The following is an 18,479-nucleotide window of genomic DNA, read 5'->3' on the forward strand; positions in this document are numbered from 1 at the left end:
CTGGTTGACCCGCGTGCCGGGGAACGGCATGAAGAATTCGCCCATGTCCGACGCCAGCCGGTTGGCCGCCTCCGCCCCCGGCGGTTCCGAACGCGGCACCGCCCCCCGCGGATCCCAACGCCCCGCCGCCGCCTCCGGCGGATCCGAATGCGGCGCCGCCCGCGGATCCGAACGCCCCGCCGCCTCCCGCGCCGGAACCGGGCCGCGTCGACAACGCCGCTGGCGGCCTGAGCTACGTCGTGCCCGCAGGGTGGAAGGTCTCCGACGCCACGAACCTCTCCTACGGGCAGGCGCTGCTGACGAGGATCCCGCCGGAAGGCGTCACCGACCCGCCCAACGACACCAGCGTGCTGCTGGGCCGTCTCGACCTGAAGCTCTTCGCGGGCGCCGAGACCGACAACACCAAGGCGGCCAACCGGCTGGCGTCGGACATGGGCGAATTCTTCATGCCGTTCCCCGGCACGCGGGTCAACCAGTCGACGACTCAGCTCAACGCCGACGGCATGCCGGGCGTGGCGTCGTACTACGAGGTGAAGTTCACCGACACGAACAAGCCAAACGGCCAGATCTGGGCCGGGGTGGTGGGCAACCCGGTCGCGCCGGGAACACCGCGTGGCCAGCGGACGCCGGACCGGTGGTTCGTGGTCTGGCTGGGCTCGGCCACCAACCCGGTCGACCGGGATGCGGCCGTCGCGCTCGCCAACTCGATCCGGCCGTGGGCGCCCCCGCCGCCTCCGGCGCCGCCGGCACCGGGCGATCCGAACGTGCCGCCGCCGCCCGCGGACCCGAATGCGGCGCCTCCGCGGCCCGAGGTCGGTGTCGCGGTCCCGGTCGCACCCGAGAGCGTGCCGCCGGAGATGAGGCCCCCGGCCTGACGCCGCTGTGAGCACCCGTGCCAACAGGCGCACGAAAGCGCCGGCACGGGGCGCTCAGGCCACGCACTTGTGGTGCGCCGTCGTCAGATTCCCGCGCAAATCGACGGCACGAACGGGATGGGAATCGGCACGCAGGCCCCCACACTGAAATACGGCGTGATGTCGCCGTTCCACGCCGGCGGCGGTGGAGGAGGCAGCGGTGCCGGGGGAGGCGGTATCGCGACGCACGTGTTGGACGGCGCGTCGTAGAACGTGCCGAGTCCGCATTCCGTAGCGTTGCCGACTGCCGGTGAGATCAGAGCCATCGAAGCAAATGGCGCGATCGCGGCCAATCCAAACACTGCGCGCCGGCGTACTTTGCCATTCATCTGGGCCCCCTTCGATAGTTTCGAGCCCGACTCGTCAATTTTAGAACCAGCCGTATGACTCCGAACTGTTATCAGCGGGTTGGTGCCACGGCTTCCGCGACTCAGGCCGACAGGTGCCAGACCAGGGCGGCCGCCAGCGCGCCCATACCGTTCAGCGACCAGTGCAGCGCGATCGGCGCCAGCAGGCTGCCGCTGCGTTTGCGCAACCAGGTGAACACGAAGCCCGCGATCCCGGTCGCCACCACAGCGAGCACCACCCCTGCCACGGTGCCCATCACCCCACCGCCGAACAACCGGGTGAAGCCGACATTGCTGCTGGTCAGGCCCATCGAAGTAGCGATGTGCCACAACCCGAACAGCAGGGATCCGGCTGCGGCGACACCGCGGAAACCCCAGGCCCGGTTCAGTGCGCCGTGCAGCACCCCGCGGAACGCCAACTCCTCGGGTATCACGGTCTGCAACGGGATCACCACCATCGAGGCGATCAACGCCCCGGAGATCGTGGCGTAGTTGTTGTTCATGAACATCGGGCGTGTCCACGGCAGCAGCGCGCCGATCGCGATCACCGAGAGCACCACGGCCACCGCGGCCGCCGCGTATCCGGCTCCGGAGCGCCAGTGCTCCCGCCCGAGTCCAAGCTCGGTCCAGCCCAGACCGCGCCGGCGGACCAGGATCAGCAGACCGACGGCCGCCGCGGGCACGGTCGCGATGCTGGCCCACGGCGTGGTGAAGTGCGCGACGAGGTTGGTGATCGCCAGGACCGCGACCACGACGGCGATGTCGACGTAGACCCGCACCCGGGGCAGCGCATGTGGATGGGGGTCGACGGCAGTCATCCCGACCGATGGTACCGAGGCCGGGTTCGTCCGGTGCTATTCGTTGTCGGCGGTGTCCTGGGCCATCGACTGCGTGCCGCCGGGCCGGTAGCCGCTGTCCCATGTCCAGCCGGAGATCGCGGGGTCGTCCTCGCCGTGCTCGCGCGTGTAGGCGCGCGCGGCCAGCCGGGCGTCGGCCATCTCCTGACGCAGCCCCGCGGCCCTGGTGCCCAGGCCCTCGACGCGGTCGATGACATCCATGACCAGATGGAAGCGGTCGAGGTCGTTGAGCATCACCATGTCGAACGGCGTCGTCGTGGTGCCGCGCTCCTTGAAGCCGCGCACGTGCAACTGCTCGTGATTGGCGTGCCGGTAGGCCAACCGGTGGATCAGCCACGGATATCCGTGATAGGCGAAGATCACCGGTTTGTCCGTGGTGAAGATCGAGTCGAACTCGCGGTCGGGCAGTCCGTGCGGGTGCTCGGACGCCGGCTGCAGTCGCATGATGTCGACGACGTTGACCACGCGCACCTTCAGGTCGGGCAACCGGCGACGCAGGATGTCGGCGGCGGCCACGGTCTCGAGGGTGGGGATGTCGCCGGCACAGGCGAGGACCACGTCGGGTTCACCGGTGGTGGTGCTCGCCCACTCCCAGATGCCGAGCCCTCGAGTGCAGTGCGCGACCGCTTCGTCCATCGTCAGGTAGGTCAGGGCCGGCTGCTTGCCCGCCACGATCACATTGACGTACTGGCGGCTGCGCAGGCAGTGGTCGGCGACAGAGAGCAGCGTGTTGGCGTCCGGCGGCAGGTAGACCCGGACCACCTCGGGCCGTTTGTTGGCGACGTGGTCGATGAACCCCGGATCCTGGTGGGAGGCGCCGTTGTGGTCCTGGCGCCAGACGTGCGAGGTCAGCAGGTAGTTCAACGACGCGATCGGCCGCCGCCAGCTCAAGTGCGCACTGCTCGACAACCACTTGGCGTGCTGGTTGAGCATCGAGTCGACGATGTGGACGAACGCCTCGTAGCAGTTGAACAGGCCGTGCCTGCCGGTGAGCAGATAGCCCTCGAGCCAGCCCTGGCACAGGTGTTCGGACAGCACCTCCATGACCCGTCCCGCCGGGGCGAGGTGCTCGTCCTCGGGGCCGGCCTCGGCCATCCACGCCTTGTCGGTGGCCTCGAACACCGGCGACAACCGGTTGGACGCCGTCTCGTCGGGGCCCATGATGCGGAACCGGTCCTGGTTGCGGACGATGACGTCGCGCAGGAACGTGCCGAGCACCTTCGTCGCCTCCGCGCTCTGCGAACCGGGCTGCTCGACGGGCACGGCGTAGTCGCGGAAGTCGGGCAGGTCGAGGGCGCGCAGCAGCACACCGCCGTTGGCGTGCGGGTTGTCGCTCATCCGGCGGCGCCCCTCGGGGGCGAGCGCGCGGAGTTCGGGGATCAGTCCGCCGTCGTCGTCGAACAGTTCCTCGGGGCGGTAGCTGCGCAACCACTGCTCGAGCTGGGCCATGTGCTCGGGGTTGTCGTGCGTTTCGGACAGCGGCACCTGGTGTGAACGCCAGGTGCCTTCCACCTTCTTGCCGTCCACCTCGCGCGGGCCGGTCCAGCCCTTGGGGGTGCGCAGGATGATCATCGGCCACAGGGGGCGGCCGGGCTCCTCGTCGAGGCGCGCGGCCCGCTGGATGGCGGCGATCTGGTCGAAGGACTCGTCGAGGGCGGCGGCGAACTGCTGGTGGACGCTCTCCGGATCGGCCGAGGGTTCCGGGGCGGCGACGGTGATCGGCCGGTACCCGTAGCCGTAGAACAGCGACTCGAGCTCCTCCTGGGGGATGCGCGCCAGCACCGTGGGGTTGGCGATCTTGTAGCTGTTGAGATGCAGGATCGGCAGCACGGCGCCGTCGGTCACCGGGTTCAGGAACTTGTTGGAGTGCCAGCTCGCGGCCAGCGGTCCGGTCTCGGCCTCACCGTCGCCGACGACGCACGCGACCACCAGGTCGGGGTTGTCGAAGGCCGCGCCGTACGCGTGCACCAGCGCGTAACCCAGCTCCCCGCCCTCATGGATCGAGCCGGGCGTCTCCGACGCCACGTGGCTGGGGATCCCGCCGGGAAACGAGAACTGGCGGAACAACTTTCGGAGTCCATCGACGTCCTCGCCGATGTCGGTGTAGACCTCGCTGTACGTGCCCTCGAGGTAGGCGTTGGCCACCAGGCCGGGACCACCGTGTCCCGGTCCGGTGATGTAGATGACGTCGGCGTCGCGTTCGCGGATGATCCGGTTGAGATGCGCGTACACGAGGTTGAGCCCCGGGGTGGTGCCCCAGTGTCCCAACAACCGCGGTTTGACGTGTTCGGCGCGCAGTTCCTCGCGCAGCAGCGGATTGTCGAGCAGGTAGATCTGCCCGACGGACAGGTAGTTGGCGGCTCGCCAGTAGGAGTTGATGAGCCGGAGTTCTTCGTCGGACAGGGTGGGGGAGAGCGTGGTCTCACTCATTGACGTCCCGTCGGTGATCTGAGTGCTCATGGCGAGCATTGTCGTCGGGCATGGTGAACGGCATGTGAGATCCAGATACCCCATTGTGTGTCCCTTTATGTGTCGCGGTCTCCGCCCGGGCAGGCCGGGTGTCGGCCGAACCGGACGGTCAGGCACACTAGGGTTTGACACCTGTCAACTACGCCAGAGGAGCGTCGATGCCTTCGCCCGCCAACACCCCTGTGCTCGTCGGCTACGGACAGGTGAACCAGCGCGCCGACCGGCCCGACCTCGAACCGGTCGATCTGATGGAGGCCGCGGCCCGCGAGGCCGCCGACGCGCGGGTGCTCGAGGCGGTCGACGCGGTGCGGGTGGTGAACCTGCTGTCCTGGCGATACCGCGACCCCGGCCTGCTGCTGGCCCAGCGCATCGGCGCCGACAAGGCCACCACCCGGTACACCGGGATCGGCGGGAACGTTCCGCAGAGCCTGGTCAACCAGGCCTGTCTGGACATCCAGGCCGGACGCCACGGCGTCGTCCTGATCGCCGGAGCCGAAACCTGGCGTACCCGAACGCGGTTGCGCGCCAAGGGTGAGAAGCCGAACTGGACACGCCAGGACGAATCCGTGCCGGTGGCCGACGGCGCCGACGAGAACGTGCCGATGGCCGGCGACGCCGAGAATCGCATCGGGCTCGACCGGCCCTCCTACGTCTACCCGATGTTCGAACAGGCGGTCCGCATCGCCGCCGGCGAGACACCCGACGAGCACCGGCGGCGGATCGGTGAGCTGTGGGCGCAGTTCTCCGCGGTCGCCGCCGACAACCCGCACGCCTGGCGCCGCGACGCACTGGCCGCGGACGCGATCTGGCAGCCGAGCCCCGAGAACCGGATGATCAGCTGGCCCTATCCGAAGCTGATGAACTCCAACAACATGGTCGACCAGGGTGCGGTGCTCATCCTGACCTCGGTCGAGACCGCCCGGCAGCTGAAGATCCCGTCGGAGCGCTGGGTTTTCCCGTACGCCGGCACCGACTCGCACGACACGTACGCCATCGGCGAGCGCGCGGAGTTCCACCGTTCACCGGCGATCCGGATCGCCGGGCAGCGGGCACTCGAGCTGGCGGGCACCGCGATCGAGGACGTCGACCTGATCGACGTGTACTCGTGTTTCCCGTCGGCGGTGCAGGTGGCGGCGACCGAACTCGGGCTGCCGGTCGGCGATCCGGCGCGGCCGCTCACCGTCACCGGGGGACTGACCTTCGCCGGCGGCCCCTGGAACAACTACGTCTCGCATTCCATCGCCACGATGGCCGAGCGGCTGGCGGCCAACCCGGGGCAGCGCGGCCTGATCACCGCCAACGGCGGCTACCTGACCAAGCACAGCTTCGGGGTGTACGGCACCGAACCGCCGCAGGGCGAATTCCGTTGGGAGGACGTGCAATCCGAGGTGGACCGGGAACCCACCCGCACCCTGGCCGTGGAGTGGTCCGGTGTCGGGACCGTCGAGTCGTGGACCACACCGTTCGACCGCGACGGCGTCCCGGAGAAGGCGTTCCTCGCGGTGCGCACGCCCGAGGGTGCGCGCACGCTCGCGGTGATCCAGGACCTGGATGACGCCGCGGCCACCGTGGAGGGCGACATCGGCGGCGCCGCGGTGACCGTGCGCGCCGACGGCACCGCGCGCCTGGCTACGTGATGGTGTACCCGCCGTCGACCACCAGGTCGGCGCCGGTGATCATCGCCGCCGCGTCGGATGCGAGATACACTGCGGCGGCGGCGATCTCGGCGGGGTAGGCAAACCGCCCGATCGGGATGAGCTTCTTGAGGGCGTCCCCGCGCGGGCCGTCCCAGGCCTTGTGGCCCAGTTCGGTGAGCACCACGGTCGGCGAAATCGTGTTCACCCGGACCCCGCGACCGCCCCACTCGGCGGCCAGCACCTTGGACACCCCGACGACCCCGGACTTCGACGCGCAGTACGCGACGTGCTGGTCCAGTGCGACGGAGGCGGCCTGTGAGGCCAGGTTGACGATGCTGCCGCCGCCTGCGGCCAGCATCCGGCGGCCCGCCGCCTGGCACATGAGGAACGTGCCCTTGAGGTTGATGTCGATGGTCGACTCCCAGTCGGCCAGCGACAGGTCCTCGGCCGGTGCGAGGCGGGCCACCCCGGCGCTGTTGACCAGGATGTCGATCGTGCCGAAGGTGTCGGCCACCGCGTCCACCGTGGCGGTGACCGAAGCGGGATCGCTGACGTCGCAACCGAAACCGCTGCTCTCGGTGGCCAACGCGGTCGCGGCTTCACGGGCCCCGGCCTCGTTGAGGTCCGCCACCGCGACGCGGGCGCCCTTCGTGGCGAACGCCGCCGCGATCGCCGCGCCGATGCCGGACGCGCCGCCCGTCACCAGCGCGACCTTTCCGGTCAGTGCGAAGTCGAGATCCACAGTCGGTTCGGCGTCGGTCATATCGTCCCTTCCTGGTGGGCAGTGTGGTTCAGTTCAGGACTGCGGTGGCCAGGTCGATGTCGGTGACCAGCGACGAGACCAGCCCCGACCGGAGCACCGCGCGGGTCGCCGCGACCTTCTCGCGGCCGGTCGCGAGGGCAATCCTCGTCGGGATCGCCCGCAGGGTGGCCTCGGCGATGCCCATCCGCCGCTCGTCGAGGCCCGGCACCCGGTTGCCGTCCGCATCGAGCAGCAGCGCGCAGGTCTCCCCGCAGACACCGGCCGCATCGAGCGACTGTGTCTCGTCGCTCGACAGCGACTGATACACCTGCGACGCTCCCGGACTCCATGCGCCCACGGAGATGATCGCGCAGCTGACCTTGCCGTGCCGGGCGACGGTCTCCTGCAATTGGCCGTTGCCGCTGAGGCTTTCGGCGGTACGCGCATCGGGGACCACCAGCGGCACATACATCGGCCAGGACCGCCCTCCGCTGATCTCGCTGATCCGGCGGACCAGATCGGTTCCGTTGGAGGTGATCGCCCCGGCCATCCCGGTCAGCTGGACGACGTCGCACTCCGGCAGCGAGGTCAGGTATGCCGCGATGTGGGTGAGCGTGCGCCCGCAGTCGACCCCCACCACGTCGCCGGACCGCAGGATCGACTGCAGCAGTTCGGCCATCGCCTTGGCCACGGCCTCGACGCGGTCGGAGGTGCTGGTGGTGTCGCAGACGACGGCGTACGCGTGTTCGAGGCCGTAGCGCCGCTGCAGTTCGGTGGACAACTCGACGTCGACGGCGCCGGGGTTGTGGATCTTGATCTCCACCATCCCGGATTCGACGGCCTCGTCGAGCATCCGCGCGACCTTGAACCGGGAGAGTCCGAACTCCTCGGCGATCTGGATCCTCGTGCGCCCCTCGAGGTAATAGCGGCGTGCGATCACGGCCCGCTGGAACAGCTCGTCCGGTCCCATGCCGCCGCCTCCTCAGCACACCCCGCGGATGCGTGCACATATGTGCACGCTCGTTGACATATGAGCATAGGCCATAGCATGATCCAGGCCACAACCCCTCATATGAGTAGCTCACCCAACAGATGAGCAGATGTGACTGACCGGAGGCGGCAACTTGCGCATGGGACCGGACGACGCCGGCTTGACGGCACTCGCCGGCGAAGTCCTCGCCCGGGAAGCCGATGCGGTCGCCGCGCTCACCGGAACCGTCGAGGCGGGTGTCGTCACCGTGGCCCGCCTGCTGCTCGACGTGACCGGAAAGGTGGTCACCACCGGCTCCGGAACCTCGGGGATCATGGCCGAACGCCTGGCCCATCTCCTGTCGGTGTGCGGCACTCCCGCGGTCTACCTGCCGGCGATGGACGCACTCCACGGCGGCTTGGGTGCGGTGACCGGCCACGACCTGGTGCTCGCCATCTCGAAGACCGGACGGTCGGCCGAGATGACCAGCCTGACCGAACGTCTTGTGGACCGCGGCGTCGACGTCGTCGCGATCACCGAGGACGCACAGAGCCCGTTCGCCAGGGCGGCCACCCGGGTGCAGGCGCTGCCCCGCACCGCCGGTGACGCCGATCCGGGCGGGATGATCGCGCTGGCCAGCACGCTGGTCGTGGGCGCGTGGGGTGACGCGCTGGCAGTGGTGTCGATGGCCCTGCGGGGACACACCCTGCACGATGTCGTCCACAGCCATCCGGCCGGCGGAGTCGGCGCGCGCGGGCACCGCCCGGGTGACGAATCGATGCCGGTGGTGCGGACATGACCGCCGTACTCGGGGTCGACTCGTCGACGCAGTCGTGCAAGGTGGAGATCCGCGATCTGACCACCGGCGAACTGCTGGGCCGCGGTTCGGCGCCGCACCCCCCCGCGTTCCCGCCCTGCAGCGAACAGGATCCGCTCGACTGGGTGTCGGCCCTGGTCGCCGCCACCCGTGCGGCCCTCGCGCACTGCGCCCGGCCGCCGGCGATCCGGGCCGTCGCGGTGGCCGCACAGTGTCACGGTCTGGTGATCCTGGACGTCCACGGCAAACCACTGCGGGCCGCGAAACTGTGGAACGACACCACCGGCGCCTCGGCGCTACGCGCACTGGCCGCGCGCATCGGGATTCCCGCGTGGATCCACCGCATCGGCTCAGCGCCCAACGCCGCGTTCACCATCGCCAAACTCGCGTGGGTGGCCGAACACGAACCCGAGGTGCTCGACTGGGCGGCGACGATCCTGCTCCCGCACGACTACCTGACCTACTGGCTGACGGGGCGGCCGGTCACGGACCGCTCTGACGCGTCGGGCACCGGCTATTTCGACGTGGGGACCGGTGCGTGGATCCCCGAGTACCTCGACCTGGCCGGCGGCGCGCGGGACTGGCAGTCGATGCTGCCGACGGTGCTCGGTCCGTGCGAGCCGGCCGGCACGGTACGCGCCGCCGCCGCCGAGATGCTCGGGATCGGCGATGAGGTGGTGGTCGGACCGGGCGGAGGTGACCAGCACGCCGCCTACCTCGGTCTCGGGCTGCACGACGGTGACCAGTACATCGGCATCGGCACCTCGGGTGTCGTCGCAACATCCTCGCGCACAACGGTTTTCGACGAGCACGGCATGGTCGACGGCGTCGCCGATCTGACCGGGGGCCACCTGCCACTGGTGAGCACCCTGAACGCGGCGCGGGTCTCCGATGTCGCCGCCCGGCTGCTGGGCACCGACCTGCCCGGCCTGGCCGGCCTCGCACTCGGCGCGGGGGAGACGCAGGGCCCCGTGCTGGTGCCGTTCCTCGACGGTGAACGCAAACCCGACCGCCCGGACGCGAGGGGCGCGTTCGCCGATCTCACCTCCCACACCACCCGCGAGGAACTCGCGCGCGCGTTCGTGGAAGGGCCGTTGCTGTCGCTGATGAGCGCACGCGACAGCCTGCGCGCGTGTGGTGTGGACGTCAGCGGTGCCGCGACTGCGGTCGGCGGTGGCACCCGGTCGCCTGCCACCCTTCAGCTGCTCGCCGACCTGCTCGACGACGAGGTCACGGTGCTCGACGCCGACGAGGCCACCGCCCGCGGAGCCTGCGTGCAGGCCGCCGCCGTTGCCACCGGCCGTGACGTCGCCGGCCTGGCCGACCTCGCCAAACAGTGGCAACCATCTGTGCGGCACCGTGTTTCGCCGCGACGAACCGGCCGCGACTTGGCCGCGCTGCGGGCGCGCTGGGCGCAGCTGGCGGCGTCGCCCCTCCTGGAGAACGGAACGCGGCCGTGACCGCCGCCGTGCCGCTCGCACCGTGGCACCGGGACTACCCGGGCCGGCTCGCCGGCTCGGTGTACGCGGCGCCGCCGCCCGCGCGCACCGCTGCGGCCAGGACCATGCACCAGGCCGGACTCGGTGTGCACGTCGACGTGATGGCCGAGAACGAAGGCCTGCCCGCCGGTGTGAGTCTCGCCGAACTCGCCGAGATCGCGGACGCGGTCGGCCCGTCCGGTTTCGACGTCCACCTGATCGGCTCACCCGGATTCGTCGACGCCCGACTGGCGCACGTGCTGACCCACAGGCCGGCCAGGGTGTTCCTGCCGTGGGCGGCGTTCACCGCGGAGCGCGCCGCAGCGGTCCGCGGCGCAGGCGCCGCAGCGTGGGTCGCGCTGTGGCAGGAGTGGGAACCGACGGGCACGTCGGCGTGGCCGATGGACCCCGACGGGGTGCTGGTGATGCTCATCGAACCGGGCACCCGTGGCCGCTGCCGCGTCGAGCGCCTGGGCATCGTGACCACCCTTGCGACCGCCCGCGCGGCGCAACTCCCCGTGATCGTCGACGGCGGGGTCACCGAAGACGTTGCGCCGCTGTGTGTCACGGCCGGCGCCGAAGCGATGGTGGTCGGACGGGCGTTGCTCGCCGGCCCCGCGGACCGAAAGGAATGAGATGACAGACACGGTCGAGGCCACCATGCGCGCCAGTGTGATGACCGGAGTGGGCACGCTGCAGATCGAGGACCGGCCCGTACCGACTCCCGGTCCGCGGCAGGTGCTCGTCGAGGTGGCCGCGGTCGGGGTGTGCGGTTCGGACGTGCACTACTACCGCCACGGCCGGATCGGCGATTTCGTGGTCGAGCAACCGATGATCCTCGGGCACGAACTGTCCGGGCGGATCGCCGCGGTCGGCGAGGGCGTCGACCCCGGGCGGGTCGGGCAGCGGGTGGCGGTGGAGCCGCAGCATCCGTGCCGTCGCTGCAAGCAGTGCACCGCGGGTCGCTACAACCTCTGCCCGCACATGAAGTTCTACGCGACCCCGCCGGTCGACGGGGCGTTCTGCCGCTACGTCCTCATCGACGACGACTTCGCCCACCCGGTCCCGGATTCCCTGTCCGACGACGCCGCCGCACTGCTCGAACCGCTGTCCGTGGCGATCGCCACCATGCGCAAGGCCGGCATCGTTCCCGGATCGTCGATCCTGATCGCCGGTGCCGGGCCGATCGGTGTCATCTGCGCGCAGGCCGCGCGGGCTTTCGGGGCCGCTCGCATCGTGGTCACCGACCTGATCGAGTCCCGCAGGGAGAAAGCGCTGCGATTCGGCGCCACCGAGGTCCTCGACCCGACCGCCGTCGACGTCTCGGCGATCGACCCGGTCGACGCGTCCGACGACGCCACCGGGGTGCCTGCGGCCGTCGTCAGCGGCATCAAAGCCGTCGGACCCGCGGGGCGCGTCGTGCTGGTCGGCATGGGTGCCGACGAGTACGCGCTGCCGGTGAGCCACATCGCGAACCTCGAGATCACCGTCACCGGCGTCTTCCGCTACACCGACACCTGGCCCGCGGCAATCCATCTCGCGAACTCCGGCGCCGTCGACCTCGACGCCATGGTCACGGGCCGCTACGACCTCGAACACGTGGCCGACGCCCTCGACAGCGATACCGACCCTGCCAGCCTCAAGTCGATTGTGAACCCCTCATGACGCAGAAGAACCCGTTCGACCTCACCGGCCGCACCGCACTGGTGACCGGCGGCAACCAAGGCCTCGGCCGGGCGTTCGCCCTCGGCCTGGCCCAGGCCGGCGCGACGGTCGCCATCTCCGGCCGCAGCGCCGAGCGCAACGCCCAGGTCGTGGCGGAAGCCGCCGCAGAGGGTTTCACGCTGCACCCGATCACCGCCGACATCACCAACCAGGCCGACGTCGACCGGATGACCGCGGAGGCGATCGAGGCGCTCGGGCACCTCGACATCCTGGTCAACAACGCGGGCACCTGCTACCACGCCGAATCCTGGGACGTCACCGAGGAGCAGTGGGATTCGGTGTTCGACCTGAACGTCAAGGCGCTGTGGGCGTGCTCGCTGGCCGCGGGGAAGCACATGCGCGAACGCGGCAGCGGCTCCATCGTCAACATCGGGTCGATGTCCGGGCTGATCGTCAACCGCCCGCAGATGCAGCCGGCCTACAACGCGTCCAAGGCCGCCGTCCACCACCTCACCAAATCGCTTGCCGCCGAATGGGCTCCGCTGGGCATTCGGGTCAACGCACTGGCACCGGGCTACTGCAAGACCGAGATGGCGCCCGTCGACAAACCGGAGTTCAAACAGCACTGGATCGACGACACCCCGATGCTGCGCTACGCGATGCCCGAGGAGATCGCGCCCAGCGTGGTGTTCCTCGCCAGCGACGCGGCCTCGTTCATCACCGGTTCGGTGCTCGTGGCCGACGGCGGTTACACCGCATGGTGACCAATCGGCGGGTGGTGGTGTCCTCGCTCGACGACGTCGTCGTCGAGACCTCGACGGCCGACACCCCGCAGCCGGGGGAGGCACGGGTGCGGACGTCGCTGGTGGGCATCTGCGGATCGGATCTGCACGCCGCATGCGGCAGGCACCCGTTCATCGACCTGCCCTACCGCCCCGGACACGAGGCGGTCGGCGTGGTCGACGCCGTCGGCGAGGGTGTCGATCAATCGTGGCTGGGCACGAGGGTGACCATCGAACCCAACCTCGCCTGCGGGGGCTGCACCCAGTGCCGCGCCGGGCGGTACAACATCTGCCGGGAACTGCTGGTGTTCGGCTGCCAGACCGCAGGAGCGCTCGCCGACTCGTTCACCATCCCGGTCGACCGCCTCGTCGCACTGCCCGACGAACTCGACGACCGGCACGCGATCCTGATCGAACCGCTCGCCACGCCGGTGCACACCGTCCGGCGGGCCGGCGAACTGGTCGGAGACCTGCGGGACCGGGCTGTCGTGGTCATCGGCGCGGGCCCCATCGGGCTGTTCACGCTGCTGGCCGCCCGGCACGCCGGCGCGCGTGTCGTGGTGGCCGATCTGCTGGAGTCCAAGCGGGCGCGCGCCGAACGCCTCGGCGCCGTCGGCACTGTCGACCCCACCGCCGAGGACGCGGTCGCCACCGCGCAGCGGCTGCTCGGCGGCCCGGCCGCGGTGGTCGTCGACTGCGTGTCGCGGGAGAGCACCGTCGCGCTGGCGGTCGACCTCGTCGACAAGGGCGGCGCGGTCATGATCGTCGGCGTCGCCGAAGGCTCGACCCCGGTGCCGCTCGGACTGATCCAGGATCGCGAACTCGCGCTGGTCGGCAACCTGATGTACGTGCGGGACGACTTCACCGCGGCGATGGACCTTCTGACCTCCGGCATCGTCCCGGTCGACGAGATCATCAGTGCCGACTTCGATCTGGACCATGCCGCCGAGGCGTTCGCCGCATCGGCGGACGCCGAGAACGTCAAAGTGCTGGTGACGGTGGGAGGTTCGGCATGACCCAGGCACTGCTGGAATGCGCAGGCATCGAGAAGAGCTTCGGCGGTGTGCCGGTGCTCAAGGGCATCACGCTCAACCTGCAGCCCGGCACCGTCACCGCACTGGCGGGGGAGAACGGTGCCGGTAAGTCCACGCTGATGAAGATCATCAGTGGTCAGTACACCGCCGACCACGGCACCGTGACGGTGAAGGGCGCCGACCTGACCTCCGGCAACACGCGCGACGCGGTCAAACACGGTGTGGCGATCGTGCCGCAGGAGCTGGCGTCCATCGAGGACATGACCGTCTACGAGAACCTCTTCGTGGGGCGGGAGATCAAGACGGGTCCGTTCCTGAACCGCCGGGCCATGATCGACGAGGCACGTGATGCTCTCGCGGTGTTCGGGGTGGACATCTCACCTACCGCGCGGATGGGCAGCCTGCCCGTCGGCCTGCGCCAGATCGTCGAGATCGTCAAGGCCGCCCGGACCGGCGCACAGGTCGTGATGCTCGACGAGCCGACGTCGGCGATCTCGGAGCGGGAGGTCGAAGGCCTCTACAAGATCGTGCGCCAACTGCGTGAGCAGGGCGTGTCGATGGTGTACACCACGCACAAGATGGCCGAGATCCGCGCCATCGCCGACCGCGTCGTGGTGCTGCGCGACGGCGGGCTGATCCTCGACGAGCCGATCGCCGAGGTCACCGACGACGACATCGTCACCGCCATGATCGGCCGCGAACTGGAGGCGCTGTTCCCCGAGCGGCCCGAGCCCGGCGCCGACACCGTCCTCGACGTACGCGATCTGCACGTCGAGGGAGCCTCGGGACCGGTGTCGTTCACCGTGCGGGCCGGTGAGATCGTCGGACTGGCCGGCCTGGTCGGCGCCGGACGCACCGAGCTGCTGGAGGCGATCTTCGGCGCCCGCCACACCACCGCGGGCGAGATCGTGGTGAAAGGTAAGGCGGTCAAGCGCAACCATCCCGCCGCCGCGATCACCGCGGGCATGGCGATGGTGCCCGAGGACCGCAAGCTCTCCGGAGTCGTGCTGTCGATGAGCGTGCTGGACAACGGATCGCTGCCGCGGCTGTCGTCGTTCTCGGTCGCCGGCTGGTTGCGCGGCAAGGCCCGCACCAAGGCGGTCTCCGACGTCATGTCCTCGGTGCGGTTGCGCAGCCGCGGCCTCGGGCAGGAGGTCGGGACCCTGTCGGGCGGCAACCAGCAGAAGGTGGTGCTGGCGCGCTGGCTGACCGGTGACGTCAACGTCCTGCTGCTCGACGAACCGACGCGCGGTGTCGACGTCGGCGCCCGCAGCGAGATCTACCGCATCATCACCGAATTCGCCGCGCGCGGCATGGCCGTGCTGATGGCGTCGTCGGACATGCCCGAAGTGGTCGGGCTGTCGCACCGGGCGTTCGTCATGCGCGGCGGCGCACTGGTCGGAGAACTCGACCGCGACGCCCTCGACCACCCGGAGGTCCAGGAGTCGGTGTTCCGGCTCGCCACCGCACTCGACGCGAAACCCACTGCGCCCAACCCGGACCGCACGCCTGAGGAGAAGAACACGTGACCACCCAACTGAACACCGACGGCAAGGGGTCGGGGGGAGCCACCACGGTGGCGTCGCCGATCACCGGCGAACCGGTGAAACTGTTCTCGAAGGAATGGTTCGCCGGCCTCACGCTTCGCTACGCCATGGTGATCATCCTGCTGCTGGTGATCGCCTACTTCAGCTACCGCAGCGCGCGGTTCTCGACGGTGGACAATCTGGTGACCATCCTGGTCGCCGCCGCGCCGTTCGCCCTGATCGCGCTGGGTCAGACCCTGGTCATCCTGACCGGCGGCATCGATCTGTCGGTCGGCAGCGTGATCGCGGTGTCGGCGATGGCAGGCGCAGCCACCGCGAAGGCCAACCCGGGACAGGTCTGGATGACCGTGCTGGTGGCGATGCTGGTCGGCCTGGCCGTCGGATCCCTGAACGGAATCATGGTGTCGCGCCTCAACGTTCCACCGTTCATCGCGACACTGGGCACGTTGACGGCCGGGTCCGGTATGGCCTACGTCATCGGCGGCGGCGCACCGATCAACGGACTGCCCGCGGAGTTCGGGTCGATCGCCAACACCAAGATCCTGGGCCTGCAGATCCCGGTGCTGTTGATGATCCTCGGCATCATCGCGCTGGCCATCGTGATGAAGCGGACCACCTACGGCATGCGCGTGTACGCCGTGGGCGGTAACCGCAACGCGGCCGAGATCGCCGGTATCAACGCCAAGAACGTCCTTTTCAGCGTGTACGCGTTCTCCGGACTGCTGGCCGGGCTCTCCGGTGTGATGCTCGCCTCGCGCGTCATCTCCGGCCCGCCCAACCTCGGGCAGGGCTACGAACTCGACGCGATCGCCGCGGTGGTCATCGGCGGAGCCAGCCTGATGGGTGGGCGCGGCACGATCTGGGGAACCGCGCTGGGCCTGTTGATGATCCAGACGCTGAACAACGGTCTGGACATCCTGGTGGTCCCCGCCTACTGGCAGGACGTCATCAAGGGCGTGCTGATCGTGTCGGCGGTGGCGATCGACGTGTGGTCGTCGCGCCGACGAACGTGACCCCCGTCCGCAACCAACTCACCGGAAAACACGAGAAGAGAAGGCATATGAGACTGGCAACAAAGACGTTGGCCATTGCATCGGCAGCCGCGCTGGGCGTCGGCCTGACCGCCTGCGGTGCGGGCGACACCGCCGCCAACGGCGACACCACCCGTATCGGCGTCACGGTGTACGACATGAGCTCGTTCATCACCGCGGGCAAGGAGGGCATGGACCAGTACGCGAAGGACAACAACATCGAACTGGTCTGGAACTCGGCCAATCTCGACGTCGCGACACAGGCCAGCCAGGTCGACTCGATGATCAACCAGGGCGTCGACGCGATCATCGTCGTTCCGGTGCAGGCCGATTCACTGGGCCCGCAGGTCGCGCAGGCCAAGGCCAAGAACATTCCGCTCGTCCCGGTGAACGCCGCCCTCGACAGTCCCGACGTGGCCGCCAGCGTGCAACCCGACGATGTCGCCGCCGGCGAGCAGGAGATGCAGATGATGGCCGACCGCCTCGGCGGCCGCGGCAACATCGTGATCCTGCAGGGTCCGCTCGGGCAGTCCGGTGAGATCGACCGCACGAAGGGCATCAACAACGTGCTGTCCCGCTACCCGGACATCAAGGTGCTGGCCATGGACACCGCGAACTGGAAGCGCGACGAGGCCGTCAACAAGATGAAGAACTGGATCTCCGGTTTCGGGCCGCAGATCAACGGCGTGGTCGCCGAGAACGACGACATGGGCCTCGGCGCCCTGCAGGCGCTCAAGGAGGCCGGCCGCAACGACGTGCCGATCGTCGGTATCGACGGCATCGAGGACGGTCTCAACGCCGTCAAGAGCGGTGAGTTCATCGGTACCTCACTGCAGAACGGCACCGTCGAACTGTCCGCCGGACTGGCCGTCGCGAACCGGCTCGCCAAGGGCGAGCAGGTCGACACCAAGCCGGTCTACGTCATGCCCGCGATCACCAAGGACAACGTCGACGTCGCGATCGAACACGTGGTCACCGGACGGCAGGAGTTCCTCGCCGGTCTGACCGACCTGACCAACAAGAACCTCGAAACGGGTGACATCGCCTTCGAGGGCATCCCCGGCCAGAAGCAGCCGTAGTCCCACACCCCTGAAAAAGAAAGAGGCAGAATGAAACTGATCTCCAAGATCGGCGTGGTCGCCGCCACCGGTGCGCTGGGCCTGGGCCTGACCGCATGCGGTGCGGGTGACACCGAGGCCAATAGCGACACCACCCGCATCGGTGTGACGGTCTACGACATGAGCTCGTTCATCACCGAGGGCAAAGAAGGCATGGACACCTACGCCAAGGCCAAGAACATCGAGTTGGTGTGGAACTCTGCCAACAATGACGTCTCGACGCAGGCCAGTCAGGTCGACTCGTTGATCAACCAGGGTGTGGACGCGATCATCGTGGTTCCGGTGCAGGCGGATTCGCTCGGCCCGCAGGTCGCCTCGGCCAAGGAGAAGGGCATCCCGCTGCTGGCGGTCAACGCCGCACTGGAGACGCCTGATCTCGCGGGCAACGTGCAGCCCGACGACGTGGCGGCCGGTGAGCAGGAGATGCAGATGATGGCCGACCGCCTCGGCGGCCGCGGCAACATCGTCGTGCTGCAGGGTCCGCTCGGCGGTTCGGGTGAGATCAACCGCGGCAAGGGCATCGACAACGTGCTCGCCCGCTACCCCGACATCAAGGTGCTGGCCATGGACACCGCGAACTGGAAGCGCGACGAGGCCGTCAACAAGATGAAGAACTGGATCTCGAGCTTCGGGCCGCAGATCAACGGTGTGGTGGCACAGAACGACGATATGGGTCTCGGCGCGCTGCAGGCGCTCAAGGAGGCCGGCCGCAACGACGTGCCGATCGTCGGTATCGACGGCATCGAGGACGGTCTCAACGCCGTCAAGAGCGGTGAGTTCATCGGTACCTCACTGCAGAACGGCACCGTGGAACTGTCCGCCGGGCTGGCCGTCGCCGACGCGCTGGTCAAGGGTGAGGACGTCAAGACCGACCCGGTCTACGTCATGCCCGCCATCACCAAGGACAACGTCGACGTCGCGATCCAGCACGTGGTGACCGAACGCGGCAAGTTCCTCGAGGGCCTGGTCGAGCTGACCGAGCAGAACCTCAAGACCGGCGACATCGCCTACGAGGGCATCCCGGGTCAGCAGCAGCCGCAGCCCTGATCCCTTCGCACGCAACGGGGCCGG

Annotated in this window: 18 protein-coding genes; 12 read left to right on the top strand and 6 right to left on the bottom strand. The window is 69.1% G+C overall.

Translation table 11 applies throughout. The annotated features are described in order from the left end of the window. The coding region (locus AU196_RS25195) for an APA family fibronectin-binding glycoprotein (protein WP_502687267.1) at positions 1-57 on the bottom strand (57 nt) is incomplete at its 3' end. Between AU196_RS25195 and AU196_RS16485 the strand changes: the two genes are divergently transcribed. Continuing rightward, a complete protein-coding gene (locus tag AU196_RS16485) occupies positions 36-875 on the top strand; it encodes an APA family fibronectin-binding glycoprotein (protein ID WP_502687268.1) in 840 nt (279 codons plus the stop codon). The genes AU196_RS25195 and AU196_RS16485 overlap by 22 nt on opposite strands. A gap of 83 nt (positions 876-958) precedes the next feature. On the opposite strand, the gene AU196_RS25200 is transcribed toward AU196_RS16485, so the two are convergent. From AU196_RS25200 to AU196_RS16495, 3 genes are all read right to left on the bottom strand, one after another. Then, entirely contained in the window at positions 959-1,243 is a 285-nt protein-coding gene (locus AU196_RS25200; protein WP_082695743.1) for a hypothetical protein, read from the bottom strand. 101 nt (positions 1,244-1,344) lie between these two features. Next, entirely contained in the window at positions 1,345-2,079 is a 735-nt protein-coding gene (locus AU196_RS16490) for a CPBP family intramembrane glutamic endopeptidase (protein WP_059096164.1), read from the bottom strand. A 36-nt stretch (positions 2,080-2,115) separates the two neighbouring features. Continuing rightward, positions 2,116-4,548 (bottom strand): phosphoketolase family protein, encoded by a 2,433-nt coding sequence (locus AU196_RS16495; protein ID WP_059096205.1) that lies wholly within the window; start codon positions 4,546-4,548, stop codon positions 2,116-2,118. 197 nt (positions 4,549-4,745) lie between these two features. Between AU196_RS16495 and AU196_RS16500 the strand changes: the two genes are divergently transcribed. Next, a complete protein-coding gene (locus AU196_RS16500; RefSeq protein ID WP_059096165.1) occupies positions 4,746-6,224 on the top strand; it encodes an acetyl-CoA acetyltransferase in 1,479 nt (492 codons plus the stop codon). Here AU196_RS16500 and AU196_RS16505 read toward each other — a convergent pair. Both AU196_RS16505 and AU196_RS16510 read right to left on the bottom strand, forming a co-directional pair. Continuing rightward, positions 6,217-6,987: a GolD/DthD family dehydrogenase gene (locus tag AU196_RS16505; RefSeq protein ID WP_059096166.1), complete on the bottom strand. Its 771-nt coding sequence runs from the start codon at positions 6,985-6,987 to the stop codon at positions 6,217-6,219. The two genes, AU196_RS16500 and AU196_RS16505, sit on opposite strands and share 8 nt — an antisense overlap. A 28-nt stretch (positions 6,988-7,015) precedes the next feature. Next, positions 7,016-7,936 carry a sugar-binding transcriptional regulator gene (locus tag AU196_RS16510; RefSeq protein ID WP_059096167.1) on the bottom strand — a complete coding sequence of 307 codons (921 nt, stop codon included), beginning with the start codon at positions 7,934-7,936 and terminating at the stop codon, positions 7,016-7,018. Between the two features lie 160 nt (positions 7,937-8,096). Between AU196_RS16510 and AU196_RS16515 the strand changes: the two genes are divergently transcribed. From AU196_RS16515 to xypA, 10 genes are read left to right on the top strand one after another with little or no spacing between them, the layout of a single operon-like run. Beyond that, entirely contained in the window at positions 8,097-8,735 is a 639-nt protein-coding gene (locus AU196_RS16515; RefSeq protein ID WP_231737616.1) for an SIS domain-containing protein, read from the top strand. Then, positions 8,732-10,213, top strand: coding sequence for an FGGY family carbohydrate kinase (locus AU196_RS16520; protein ID WP_059096169.1), 1,482 nt, complete (start codon positions 8,732-8,734; stop codon positions 10,211-10,213). Before AU196_RS16515 ends, AU196_RS16520 begins: the two co-directional genes overlap by 4 nt. Continuing rightward, positions 10,210-10,866, top strand: coding sequence for a beta/alpha barrel domain-containing protein (locus AU196_RS16525; RefSeq protein WP_059096170.1), 657 nt, complete (start codon positions 10,210-10,212; stop codon positions 10,864-10,866). The genes AU196_RS16520 and AU196_RS16525 overlap by 4 nt, the downstream gene beginning before the upstream one ends. Before the next feature lies 1 nt (position 10,867). Continuing rightward, complete coding sequence (locus tag AU196_RS16530; RefSeq protein ID WP_059096171.1) at positions 10,868-11,896, top strand: NAD(P)-dependent alcohol dehydrogenase; 1,029 nt, start codon at positions 10,868-10,870, stop codon at positions 11,894-11,896. After that, positions 11,893-12,660 carry an SDR family NAD(P)-dependent oxidoreductase gene (locus AU196_RS16535; RefSeq protein WP_059096172.1) on the top strand — a complete coding sequence of 256 codons (768 nt, stop codon included), beginning with the start codon at positions 11,893-11,895 and terminating at the stop codon, positions 12,658-12,660. Before AU196_RS16530 ends, AU196_RS16535 begins: the two co-directional genes overlap by 4 nt. Continuing rightward, positions 12,654-13,694 carry a zinc-dependent alcohol dehydrogenase gene (locus AU196_RS16540; protein ID WP_059096173.1) on the top strand — a complete coding sequence of 347 codons (1,041 nt, stop codon included), beginning with the start codon at positions 12,654-12,656 and terminating at the stop codon, positions 13,692-13,694. The genes AU196_RS16535 and AU196_RS16540 overlap by 7 nt, the downstream gene beginning before the upstream one ends. Further along, complete coding sequence (locus AU196_RS16545) at positions 13,691-15,241, top strand: sugar ABC transporter ATP-binding protein (RefSeq protein WP_059096174.1); 1,551 nt, start codon at positions 13,691-13,693, stop codon at positions 15,239-15,241. Before AU196_RS16540 ends, AU196_RS16545 begins: the two co-directional genes overlap by 4 nt. Further along, positions 15,238-16,272: an ABC transporter permease gene (locus AU196_RS16550; protein ID WP_059096175.1), complete on the top strand. Its 1,035-nt coding sequence runs from the start codon at positions 15,238-15,240 to the stop codon at positions 16,270-16,272. Before AU196_RS16545 ends, AU196_RS16550 begins: the two co-directional genes overlap by 4 nt. A 47-nt stretch (positions 16,273-16,319) precedes the next feature. Continuing rightward, positions 16,320-17,369 (top strand): substrate-binding domain-containing protein, encoded by a 1,050-nt coding sequence (locus AU196_RS16555; protein WP_059096206.1) that lies wholly within the window; start codon positions 16,320-16,322, stop codon positions 17,367-17,369. 30 nt (positions 17,370-17,399) lie between these two features. After that, complete coding sequence (xypA, locus tag AU196_RS16560; protein ID WP_059096176.1) at positions 17,400-18,455, top strand: sugar ABC transporter xylitol/L-sorbitol-binding protein XypA; 1,056 nt, start codon at positions 17,400-17,402, stop codon at positions 18,453-18,455. Positions 18,456-18,479: the final 24 nt, after the last annotated feature.

Origin of the sequence: Mycobacterium sp. IS-1742 (genome assembly GCF_001500125.1) — a bacterium.
In the GTDB taxonomy this organism is placed as follows: domain Bacteria; phylum Actinomycetota; class Actinomycetes; order Mycobacteriales; family Mycobacteriaceae; genus Mycobacterium.